10 protein-coding genes are annotated in these 11,925 nt (G+C 50.6%); all 10 read right to left on the bottom strand.

The window, feature by feature from the left end:
• Positions 1-90: 90 nt before the first annotated feature.
• The 10 genes from ACJJI6_RS01750 to ACJJI6_RS01705 all read right to left on the bottom strand — a co-directional run bounded on the left by ACJJI6_RS01750 (position 91) and on the right by ACJJI6_RS01705 (position 11,653).
• Positions 91-1,470 (bottom strand): AgmX/PglI C-terminal domain-containing protein, encoded by a 1,380-nt coding sequence (locus tag ACJJI6_RS01750; protein ID WP_475712304.1) that lies wholly within the window; start codon positions 1,468-1,470, stop codon positions 91-93.
• 9 nt (positions 1,471-1,479) lie between these two features.
• Positions 1,480-2,019 (bottom strand): ExbD/TolR family protein, encoded by a 540-nt coding sequence (locus ACJJI6_RS01745; RefSeq protein WP_413662565.1) that lies wholly within the window; start codon positions 2,017-2,019, stop codon positions 1,480-1,482.
• The gene (locus tag ACJJI6_RS01740) at positions 2,016-2,606 is read right to left on the bottom strand and encodes an ExbD/TolR family protein (RefSeq protein ID WP_475712303.1); all 591 of its coding nucleotides are present in this window, start codon (positions 2,604-2,606) and stop codon (positions 2,016-2,018) included. Before ACJJI6_RS01740 ends, ACJJI6_RS01745 begins: the two co-directional genes overlap by 4 nt.
• The gene (locus ACJJI6_RS01735) at positions 2,606-3,337 is read right to left on the bottom strand and encodes a MotA/TolQ/ExbB proton channel family protein (protein ID WP_475707891.1); all 732 of its coding nucleotides are present in this window, start codon (positions 3,335-3,337) and stop codon (positions 2,606-2,608) included. Before ACJJI6_RS01735 ends, ACJJI6_RS01740 begins: the two co-directional genes overlap by 1 nt.
• A 69-nt stretch (positions 3,338-3,406) precedes the next feature.
• Positions 3,407-3,727, bottom strand: a complete 321-nt coding sequence (locus tag ACJJI6_RS01730) for a hypothetical protein (protein ID WP_475712302.1) — start codon at positions 3,725-3,727, stop codon at positions 3,407-3,409.
• Positions 3,724-4,308, bottom strand: a complete 585-nt coding sequence (locus tag ACJJI6_RS01725; protein WP_413662567.1) for a tetratricopeptide repeat protein — start codon at positions 4,306-4,308, stop codon at positions 3,724-3,726. Before ACJJI6_RS01725 ends, ACJJI6_RS01730 begins: the two co-directional genes overlap by 4 nt.
• Positions 4,309-4,340: 32 nt before the next feature.
• The gene (locus tag ACJJI6_RS01720) at positions 4,341-7,475 is read right to left on the bottom strand and encodes a tetratricopeptide repeat protein (protein WP_475712301.1); all 3,135 of its coding nucleotides are present in this window, start codon (positions 7,473-7,475) and stop codon (positions 4,341-4,343) included.
• A complete protein-coding gene (locus ACJJI6_RS01715) occupies positions 7,472-9,502 on the bottom strand; it encodes a tetratricopeptide repeat protein (protein WP_475712300.1) in 2,031 nt (676 codons plus the stop codon). The genes ACJJI6_RS01720 and ACJJI6_RS01715 overlap by 4 nt, the downstream gene beginning before the upstream one ends.
• Before the next feature lie 2 nt (positions 9,503-9,504).
• The gene (locus ACJJI6_RS01710; RefSeq protein ID WP_475712299.1) at positions 9,505-10,014 is read right to left on the bottom strand and encodes a hypothetical protein; all 510 of its coding nucleotides are present in this window, start codon (positions 10,012-10,014) and stop codon (positions 9,505-9,507) included.
• Positions 10,015-10,258: 244 nt separating this feature from the next.
• Positions 10,259-11,653: an MFS transporter gene (locus tag ACJJI6_RS01705; RefSeq protein ID WP_444907812.1), complete on the bottom strand. Its 1,395-nt coding sequence runs from the start codon at positions 11,651-11,653 to the stop codon at positions 10,259-10,261.
• Positions 11,654-11,925 lie beyond the last annotated feature (272 nt).

Genomic DNA, 11,925 nt, shown 5'->3' with positions numbered 1-11,925 from the left:
ACAAATAATAACTGAACAGGTATGACGAAAATTTCATCAGTTTGAAACGACCGGAACCCACCATTCAGTGGGCTCCGGCCAATTTTCAGCCTAGATTGGCGGGAAGAAGTCAATCGGATAAAGAATGGTAATGGTCGGCACTCCGGCCTTTTCACCAAAGTTAAATCGTTTGACCCTAGCCACAATTTTTGCATTGAGCGACGGCGAATCCACATCACTGGAATCTACACTCACGGCAGAAACCGATCCGCTGGGTTCAATAGTAATCTTCAACACCATCTTACCTTGCAGCGCGGGATTATTACGCAGCTCACGATTGTAGATACGGTACAAGGTGGTTTTGTAGCGATCGAAAACAATCTGGATTTCCTCATCTGTCCGCGACGGTCCAGCACCATCACTGAGAGGACGGTCCTCGCCGGCAAAGTCACCTTCAGTACCGATAGAACTTTCCACTCGTGCAAAGGCAACGCCTCCCAAGTCCGAACCAGATCCACCCACATTGCGACTCAACTCTGCCGTATTGATACCACCACTTCCCGCGGTAGATGCTGCGATGATCAGTGAGCGCTGACTGCGGTTCTCTTTTTTACCAGCTGTGCTCAGCTGGGTTTGCTGGCCGAGGCGGTTATCCAGATCATCCTGTATCAGGTCCTGGAAGTTATCCTTAAAGGCGAGAACACCGGATCGCTCAGCTTTTTTACGCGCCTGCTTTTTCTCCGCCTTGGAGGGTTTCGGGTCCTGCTTGGCTACCTTCTGCTCAGGCTTCTTCTCTGGCTTTTTCTCCTCTTTCTTAGGCTTGGCTTTTTCTGGCTCCGGCGGTGGCTTGGGCTTGGTCTTCTTCTCAATAACCAGCTTGGCCAGGCGCTCGGGAATTTCCACTATTTGAGACTCGGGCTGGGGCACCGTATACAGAGGAATCAGGTAGCCCAGCAAGGCGGCGATAAACAGTGAGGCAAAGACACAGCGGCGAAAACGCTTTTCGTCCTCGCCCTGCTTGTGCCATGGCATCACCATAGGGCGGAACTTAGGCTGTTCGAATTCCCGTGTTATCTCGAACTCGAACTTTGACTCTTCCTCCTCGCGGCGCAGCTCATCCGCGCGCTCATCCAGCGCAAAGACCTCTTCCTGGCACTCGCTTATGCTGTTCTGTATAGCACTGCGCTCATCGCGCAGCTGCTCCAGGCTCTGGTTGAAACTGCGCGTCGACTGCCCGATCCGCTCGATAACCTGCGCAGAAGCATTCTCCCGATAATCTTCCGCCCAGAACATTTCTCCCGCGCCCGCTTCTTCAAGCTTGCGCAGGCGTTCAGAAATCTCGTCGAGCAACTGGTACTTGGACCCCTGGTCCTGCAATTCAGCCAGCTTCTCTTCGATCTGGTGCCGCTCATCCTCGAGCAGCTGCATGCGATGGTGAACCGCCTCAAGCGCCTCACCTACCGCCCGCTGTTGTTGAAGAAAATTACTCACAAACTTCCATTAACCCTGAGATGCTTTCTGAATAACCGCCAGTGAAACTTTGGTATAGCCAGCGTCTGTACAGCTGGACATCACCTTTTTCAGCAAACTGAACGGAATGCCTCTGTCCGCGAGAATATTGACCTCCGGTGGTTCCGGATCCTGGCCTCCCTCGACGCCGCCCTCACCTGAGTCTGCCGAGGCCTGGGCAACACCAATTGCCTTGGCCAGCTCCGCAACCATGGCTTCCTTAATGGCCGCAATAATGGTTTCCTCACTTTCCAACACTTCGGAAGTGGCAATTACCGAGTTGGACTCCACCAGGATTTCATCATTGGTCACCATCAAGGTCACCGTTTCCCGGGGCTTGGTCTCCACGACTGAGTCCGGCAAGGTAATCACCTTGGGGGGTTCCAGGGCTTCATTGCTGGAGGTATTAGTCAGCAGGAAAAACACCAGGATCGTAAAAACATCCATCAGGGAAGTCAGGTTCATACCTGAGGTTTTCTTGCGCTTATGGCTTCGCGCCATACGCTTCATGCGTCGGCTTTCATTTCTCATGGCGCATCTCCTATGGAAATATCAGGAAATAAAACCACCTTTTCCACCGCTTCCAGGTCACTGGGATCACTCCCCTCAACCCGCACCTCAGCTCCTCGCACAGTATCCATAATGCCCACTAAATGCTCATAGGCGATTGTGGGCTCCATCAGGATGATGGAATCAGTTTTTTCCGGATAACTGGCCTTAACTTCCAACAAAAACTGCGTGAGCTTCTTTAGGTCATACACCTCTGCTGTGGGCAGCACAGCGAGAGCCTCAGTCTGTTCAGTATCTGCCCCAACGGGAGCTTCAACCGGAGCATTTTCACCCTCGCCATCCATATTCAGGTTGGGGAAGCGAGCGATAACCTTTTCACCATCACTGATTTCCACAGCTTGTTCTCGCACAACCACCTCCACCGTAACCGTGGGATCATCCGGTGCTCCACCACCGGCACCACTCGGCATATTCAGTTCGAGAATTGTCACCCGCGAAAATACCGCCGATACCAATAGAAAAGGCACCAATACCACCATCAAATTCAAGAAAGCAGTGATATCCAGCTCAGGAGCTTCTTTATCCCGCCCGTGGCGCCGCCTTCTCATTACGCAGTTTCCGCTTGCTGTGCTACTGGATTGGTTTTAGCTGGGGCAGTTTTTTCACTAGACGGCTTGGATTTTTCGGGCTCCACTTCAAAACGGCGACGGGTTGCACCATCAATCAGGTTGGATGCTTTTACTGAGACCATCTCCAGGCTATCGATAATTTCACCGGTGAGTGAATTCAGCAATGCGTGGACGATCAACAACGGGATACCAGTCATCAGACCGAAGGCGGTGGTGTTCATCGCCACGGAAATACTGGCGGAGAGCAGGTCTGCCTTTTCTGCCGGGTTGGCATTGGCTACCGCTGTAAAGGCTTCGATCAGACCCATAATGGTTCCCAGAAGCCCGAGCAAAGTTGCGATATTGGAAAACAAAGCTACGTAAGGGGTGCGTTTTTCCAGCTGTGGAGTGATCTCCATCATGCTCTCTTCCATCGCGATTTCTATATCTTCACGACGGCGAACAGCTCCCTGCCGGGCCAGCCCCATAGACAATAATTTGCTCACACTGGACTCGTCCTGTTTTACCAGGTTGCGAGCGCGATCGAAGTCACCTGAAGCTAATACCGGCTGCAGCTTATCCCACATATTGCGGTTGCTGCGGCGCTCCAAATGCAGGCGGATAAAACGCTCGATAGCCACTGCACCACCCAGTGCGGCAACCACGAGAATCGGGTACATGAAAGTACCGCCCGTCTGGAAAAACTCGATGACGTTATTGAAAAAGTCCATTACAAACCCTCTTGAGAAATACAGCTAAAACTTGGTGCTACTCCGGCGACAGCCAGAATCAATATGGCGTTAATCGCCGGACAGGCTGAGTTGATAGAACTCCAACTCACGCATGAAAACTTCCTTGTCGAGCGGTTTGAGTTTGTCGTCCATCAAGCTGGAGACAAGGTCGCTTTCGACACCCACTTCGGAACTTTTCCAGGGGACAATATAGAGAGACTTAGGGGCTTCCTTGTTACCGATAATAGAAATACCCGACAACTCCTTAATTTTTGAATCCACCTTTTTATCGGAGGATTCTTTTTTCTCCTCTCCCTCAGACTGAGCCAAGGCATAAGGAAAAATCATAAAGCTGGCCACGAATGGCAAAGCCCAACGAAGTTTAATCATTTACCAGCCCTCCGTTGAATATCAGCTAACCAGATAGTGACATCCCGGTCCTCTGGTTCCAATTGAACATATTGTTCGAATTGTGCCAGAGCACACTGGAGATCTTGCAGATACAGATCACACAATATGCCCAGATTTTTTATCAAAGGTAGATATTCTGGATTTTCTGCCAAAGCATTCACATATATTTTTCGCGCCTCGGCAAAGCGCCCTTGCTTTCGGTAGAGAACAGCCAGTTCATTAGTTGCCACCGGATGTTTTTCGTCCAACGCCAATGCCTTTAAAAAGGCCTCTTCCGCTTTTGCCTCATTGCCACTTTTGTAGTGGGCAATACCCAGATTGATATAGGGTGCCGGAAGGCGCTGCTCGCGCTCCACCACTGACTGCAGAAGTTCAATAGCACTCGCATAATCCTGCTCGGCAAGATATTCCAGGGATCGCTCAAAGTCCCGACTCACACTGCCCGATACCCGCACCGAAGAATAATCAGAGATTTTCCCAGACTTGGTTTGGGTGCTGGCGCAAGCTGCCAACAACAAGGCTAAGCCCACCAGAAAAAACAAACGCATTTGTTTTTGCATAACTTTCCACTCCAAAAGGCAAATGCCTGCTATTACTGACCCGAAACTGCTGATCCCGCTGAGGGCAATTCCGGCTCTGGCGGTAGGGGTACAATAGTCTGGAGATACTCACCAGCCTCTTCCGCCCGTGCATAGCGAGCGGGCATTAAATTGGCAAGCTTGCCAATACTTTTATCAATCCAGGGGTTATAAATACCGACGCCTAGCAACTCGACATTCTTCTGGTGAACAGAAATGGCTTTTTCCTCGAAGGGATAAATCTGCTCCTCCAATGCCAACTCATACTCTTCCAGCTCCAGGGCATTCAGGTTGGTTGGACGTTCAGAGTCCTTCAGGGCCACGCTAAAGTGGAGATAAATTTCAGCCAGGTAAAAGGTTGCCGCCGCGGTCACATCGGCCACCTGATAATCAATCAGGTCAGTAAATGCACGTGAGGCTGTTTTCATACGCTTGCGCTTGAGGTTGAGGCTTTTCTCGATAGGCGCAACCAAATCCACCTGGGTGAAAGCCTCAAAGCTGGGTTCAGCCAATAGCAGGGCCGCATTACCTGCGAGATAACGGGTGCGGTCGCTGCGCTGGGAACCACCGCGGGACTCAACTTTCACCAGTTCACGAAGCTCTGCCATATAAAGCTTTTGATTCCCGGACATTTTGTAGATATCGGCAATTTTCTGGCGGGTCTCCAGCGCCGGCTCCATGGGTTCGGGGAAATAATCAACGTAGCGGCGCAAAACAGACAGCGCTTTAGCGCTATCTTCTGCCGCTGCATAAAGATCTGCCGCCTGGGTTAAGGCCTCACGGCGTATTTCATCGTCCTCGGATTCCCGCTCAATACGCTCAAATTCTGCAGCTGCCAGCAACAGCTCACCGCTCTCCTGGTAAACCACTGCCAACTTCTTGGTGACATCTTTTGCCAGCTCATGCTCCGGGAAGTGACTGCGGAAGTTATTCAATACCGTTGCCGCTTGTACCCAATCCTTAAGCACGATCAATGATGCGGCAGCATCGTACTCCGCCGTAGCCAGAATGGTCGCGCCAGGTGCAGCACCTCGAATACGCAGGAAGTGACTCGCTGCGGTTGCATGATCCTCCTGCTTACGGGCCATATCACCCTGCTGGTAGATAGAAGCCGCCAGGTTATCTACCAGACCCGCCCTATCCTTTGCATCCTGGGCAGTCAGTATCAAAGTTTCACCGTAAGCAATTTCTGCATCCGCAAAGGCCGCAGTATCGAAAGAAGCGTGAGCCACCAGCAGCCAGGCAGAACGTCTAATCTCCTGCTCCGCAGTGGGGAACTGCTCCAACAGTGAACGGCCATTGGCGATCGTCGGGGCATAGTCTTTTAACCCGTAAAGATCCTCCACCGCTCCAAGCATGATCTGAGGGGCTTTGGCATGCTCAGGGAATGTGGCTGCAAATGTCAGCGATGAACGGATAATTTCCCGCAATAGTGGTGCACGCTGCTCATCCGTTGCATCTTTTAAGTTATTAGCCAGATGTTCGCGATAAGCGTAAACCGCTGCGTAGCCTGCTTCGCTGGAATCCTTATGCGCAGGATATTCATAGGCCGTGCGCTCATACTCCAGAGCTGCACCATGGAAATCCCGGTTTTCCAGCATCAATCCGGCAAGCTGGTAATTGATTTCCGGTGCGCGCTCAGTTTCCCGGAAGGAATCGAGATAGCTTCGATACCAGTGAATCGCCTCGCGATAATTCTCGGCCTTCTTATCTTTTAACTTCTTATTCTGGTAAGCCGCATGGTAGTGCCCGGCGAGGTCGATCAGGTTGGTCTGCAGGAAGGCAACCACCTCTCCGTATTCATTAATATCGAAGACAGTCCAGTAATCGGCATTAAGCGCATAAGTAGTGGCGAAATCCTTCTTCGCTTCCAGCACCAGCTTGGGGAAGCCGCCTTTACTGTAGATTTCAATAACACGAATTGAGAAATCCGCAGATACTCTGTGTAACTGGTTTCGATCAACAAACGCAATATAGGATTTTGCCGCATCCTGGTAGCGACGCTTCTCCAAATAATATTCACCCAGCTGGCTGTATACCCGGAACTCGTAATCTCTATTGCCCTTGCGGGTGAAGTAATCGACAACCGAATCAGGGCCTTCCAGGTAAGAAAAACTCAAGCTGACCACACGGAAAGTATCGTCAATATGTTTGCGCTCACCCTTATTGTTTTGCTGGTCGAAGTCATAGCCCTGGGAGACTTTGTAATCCAGCATAGCGATATAGTCATCCAGGGCCATTTCATACATATCCTGTTTAAACAGCGCCCAACCGCGTTTATACAGGGCAAGCTCGTAGAAACTGGATATCACACCAATATCGATAACTTTTCCGTAGGACTCTTCCGCATCGAGAAACTTCTTGCGGGTAAAATAGTATTCGCCCAACCGGAACCAGGATTCATCGATATGTCGCGAGTCCGGATAGTTGGCCACCAGCTGGCGCAATACATCCACCGCTGCATCAATCTCTCCTGCCTCTTCATAAGCCCGGGATAACTGATACATCACCTGGTCGTTGCGGTGATACAGGGGGTACTTTTGCAGCAATTTAATATAGAGATCGATGGCCTCGCGGGCATTGGCTGACATCATCTCTTCAGAATCAACGCCCGGCGCTTCAAGCGGGGTTTCATCTGCAGCTATTTCTATGCTGCCACTAGCCCGGGTTTCAAACTCCTCATCAGACTCGACAACTCCAGGGGCCTGCGCCTCAGTCACTACCGGCTCTACCTTCGCCACCGGCGCTGACGTCTCTGGAGCATCCAGGGTATTTTCAGCCATAGCTTCTGACGCATCGACAGAGATCACCGCCCCGCTTCCAGCAGCTACTCCAGCAAGGTTATCGAATTCTGCATCTTCAGCGCGGTGTGCCTGCTTGATTTTCAGGTCGGCAATCCTGCGCATCGCCTCGGGAGTCAGCTTGGATTCAGGGGTTTCCTGCAAGTACTTCTGGTAGCTGGCCAGTGCCTTCTCCAGGCTGCCATCAATATGTTCTTCCTTAATTTCTACTTCGACATTTTGGAGGCTGCCGATGGTCTTGCCGCTATTTCCCGCACAACCCCCTAGCACTATAAGTGCAGAGAGAAGACCGACGGCACGATTGAGAGTTATACCAGCTCGAGATTTAGATTTGAGCAACTTACTCACGAATCACCTCCCTCTGCTGATTCTTCTTCCTCCACCGGCTCCATCTCCGGCGGATTGTCCTCAGGGATTTGCTCTTCCAACAGTGCTTTGTGCTGCTCTACCTTGAATTCATCTTCACGCTGCTCCTGCAGCTCATTAGCGCGGTCGTAGCTGTCTGCCAGGGCGAAGCGGGCTTTAATTTGATAACTTTCCAACTGCGCGCGACGGCGTTCCAACTCAGCAATTGCCAATGCCTCAAGCATGGTGCCCTGGCGCGCCATCAGGGTTTTCAGTCGCCGCTGGGTTTGCTGGATACGCGCGCGCAAACGAGTAATATCGCGGTCGTAACCGGTATAGCTGTGAGTTGCCGCCTGGCGACTGCGCACAAAGGAATCGTAAACAGACTTTAGACTTTCGATCTCCTGGTTTAATTCCGCCAGGTGTTTGTAGGCCTCGGTCAAACGCTGGTCGTACTCAAAGGAAAGACGCAGGTCCAAAACACCTTTGAGCCGCTGTACCCGCTCCAAAGTAGTTTCAGTAAAGCCCTGGGGATGCTCAGCAATTTTTCCGCTAAGTTCCAGGAGCTTCAATCGCGCTTCCTGCTCTTCGGCCGTTGCCAGGTATTCTGGTCGGCGGGAGATCAGCATCTGCTCTATACGATTGGCAAACTGATCGCGCTGCTCCATCCGCAGTTGGATACGGGCATCGAGTTCACGGAATTGCCTGTCCAGCTCCGGCAACAGGGGTTCGTAATAGTTGCGGCGAATACGAATAATATCTTCGTAGGCTGTCAGGCTTTTTAGCCACTCTTCATTGCGCTCATATAAATCGTTGAGGTCGCGATAGTTGCGCAGAAACTCCTGGTAGTCATTGGATGCCATCAGGTCGAGTAAGTAATGGGTCTCGGGAGCTTCCGGTAAATTGCGCAAGGCCACTACCCAGTTCTGTACCTGGGTAGCCTCTTTACGACGCAACGCCTCAAGGAACTTACCTTTGCGAATACTATGAATAGACTGAGTGAGGGTATCAATCTCGCGCCCGAACGCGTCTAATGCGCGGCCGTAGTTAATTGCAGCGGTACTGTGGACATCCAGTTTGCCATAGGCATAGGGCACCGCCAACATGACCTCTTGCACTGGCTCACTGGTGCCTTTGCGGTCTTGCAACAGTTTCCAGGGCACCAGTGCCCGGTCATAGCGACCCGCGCGGGCCTCTACCCAGCCAGCACCCAGCAGCGCCCTATTTGAAAAAGGGCCATCGAGGTTTACACGATCAAAATAGGGGCGCGCCATATCCAGCTTGCCCAGCTCCATTAAATGGGAGCCCAATAAAAGATTGGTTTTATCGTAAAGGGCCTGCAGGGCTGCCTCTGAACTGCGCTTTCTTCCCAGTGCAGTCAACTCCAGAACACCGCGCTCCTCTTCTCCCGCCTTCAGTTGGGCAATACCCAAATTGAAGGAAACAAAGCCCTCTAGCGACTCTTCACCTTTCAGGTCTTGCAGCAGTTCTATGGCCTCCTCGAATCGACCGAGCTGCATATAGACTCGAGCACGCAAAAACTGCTCATCTGCACGGACCCTCTCGGGAACCCGCCCGTCAATCATTTCCAGGGCGTGTAAGGCGTTGCGCGGCTGTTGTTTGTGATAGTGAATTTTTGCCAGTCGATACGCGGCTTCATTGCGCACCGGCTGGGAAACATTTCCCTGCAGTACAGCCTCAATAGCCCGCCCAGCCTCCCTGTGCATTCGATAGGACAATTCCAAGTCACCCACCGAAAACTCAGCTTGCCCCAAGTGCGCACTGAAAGGATCGAGTTCGGGCTGATCTAAGCGGTGATACTGAGCAAGTTCTGTGTCCAGTGCCACAATCGCATCAAAATAACTTTCCTGATGGGCATGAAACATTGCCGCACCGAAAAACAGGTCTTTAAGTTCTTCCTGCGGTTCAGTCGCCGCTGCAGCGGGGAGAGCAGTCAAAGAACAAAGGGATAGAGCACCAAGCATCATCCTGGTTTGACAGGACAACACATTTACCAGGGACCTGAGCATGATTACCAGTCCTTGAAGTTTATCGTGGACTCGGTTCCCAGAACCTTAATCTCGACAAATTTAGGACCCACTGCTTTCTCCACGGTGTAGGAAGCTGTAGCCCGATACTCTTTTCCTGATGGGGTTTTACCGAGAAAACTAACCTCTAATGGATGCCCACCCACTTGCATATTGCCAGTGTATATTTTTTGTACCCCACCTTTTTGCAGGGACTCAATTTCCCGGTAAGTATAGAGATGATGGGCAACTAATTTGCCATTCAATGTGACCTCAACCGACTCCAGCTCGAAGGGCTTTTCATCAGCCACTGAGACAAAAAGAGCTACCTGCGTATTAGAGGGAAATAAGAGCTTTTCCTCCAGCTGTGACAACTCAGCAGTGAGATCAATTACATCTTTCTTAACATCCTGGATCTGCTCATCCAGGCCACGGATATCATCTCTATCAATAGTCTGAGCATGCCCAGTACTGGCCAACAGAAAGAAAAGTACAATCTGAAGAATTCTGAACATGTGGCCTACCTCCGACCCAACCCTAAACTATCAATTCCTGCCAGAGAACCTGGAACAGGACCACAATAAACCCAGGCACAACAGGGCCTTGAGCTGCGGCATTGTATTGAATAGAGGGCTAATCAGATGTGAGGAAATTCAAATCTCACAAAAACTCAAAGAATGGATAAATTTTGAAAAAAGCACTTCAGTTAGATAAAAGAGATCTACGACACAAAATAAGTGAGACGTACTTCACTTGCAATCAAGAAAGCTCTCCACTTTGGCTCTCTGGCCTGCCGATCACAAAGAACATGCAAACAATCAGGCCAACCAAGGCTAGGTAGGCATTTACTGTAAAAGCTCTATCTATACCCGTAGGTATATCTGGAGCGAAGGCGATAATTGTAGCATTCATACCCAAACCAACCGCACCCCCACCAATTTTAAACATATAGAGGATTGCGCCTGCCAAGCTGGCACGGTGAGGTTCCACCACCGTAATACCCGCAGTCGTACTGGATGGATTGAACAGCCCAATACCCACTCCCAACACGACCAAGCCCGGACACATATCCAGAAAACCCGTGTCCGAAGTCAGGTTCGAAAGCATGAACATTCCAACACTCATCCCCAAAATACCTAATGAGACCAGTAATTTTGGTCCAGCTAGCTCATAGAGGCGGCCGGAGATAATAGCAACCAGCCCAGATACAACCATTAAAGGGACCAAAGATAAACCGGCCTGAAATGCTGAGTAACCACGAAAATTCGCCAAAAATTGGGGGACATAGAGAATTGCCGATAGGAATACTACCGAGATTAGGAGTGTCGTAACACCTACCGCTAGGAACTTCCGGTTCTTTGCAATATCAGGGGGAATCAGGGCATCTTTACCAACTCGATACTCCACGATGGTAAACAGGCAGAGCAACACCAGGAACACAACGATCAGGCTAATAACCACAGGATGCTTGAAACCAATTTCCGCGGAGACATCCAGTGCAAAAAGCAAACAAAATAGCGAGGTGCATAGTAGTAGCACACCGAAGAAGTCTATTTTTTCCTCGGTGTCACGAGGTTTATCGGGGGGCACTGCCCACCAGCAAGCCAGCATTGTTGCCAGAGTGAGGAGAATATTAACGAAGAAAATCCATCGCCAACTGAAAAAATCTGCGAGCACCCCACCCAAAACTGGTCCAGCTGCATTCGCTAACCCACAGGTGGCCATCAGGATACCACCCGCCAACCCTGACCTTTCATAGGTCAACAAATTAAAAGTCATTGCCAAAGTGGACGGCCACATCAATGCCGCACCCACTCCCATCAATGCGCGGGATATCAATAACATCCACATATCCATTGCCAAGCCACCCAGCACGGCAAAGAAAACGAATATTCCCGCTCCAATCATAAATACTCTGCGGCGGCCATAGATATCCGCCAAGCGGCCACCGGTTATGATGAAAACACCAAAAACCAAGGCGTAGCCGTTAATGATCCACTGGGAGCTAGTTATGTCTGCATTGAATTCTCTTTCGATGGCAGGTAGTGCGGGGGCAAAAGCGGTATAGTCATTACTAATAAGGAAGGCCGCGAGAACTAATGCAGCCAACCCCAAGTACTGATCTCGTGTAATTTTGCCGCTCTGTTTAGCCATACTGCGTAATTCACTCGACACCCGAGCCGCTCAGGTAATCCTTCAGAACCTAATTAGCTTGCGATATATTTTTAATACTCCCGCCTAGAGCCTAGACCACTCGCTCATTTACACGCCTTTTGACTAGTCAGTTTTCACTGTGGATACGGATCATCATCTGCCTTGTAACTGGCAGCTCATATCTTATGCTTAAAGGACATCCAAGCACCGGAAAATTGAATTAGTGATTGGATAGCCTACTGAGCCCCCTAAGATCACACTAATAGATGAGA

The organism is Microbulbifer maximicatervae (SeqCode) (assembly GCF_056232625.1).
The sequence above is the reverse complement of the archived record's forward strand: the minus strand, read 5'-3'. Positions and strand labels throughout refer to the sequence as shown.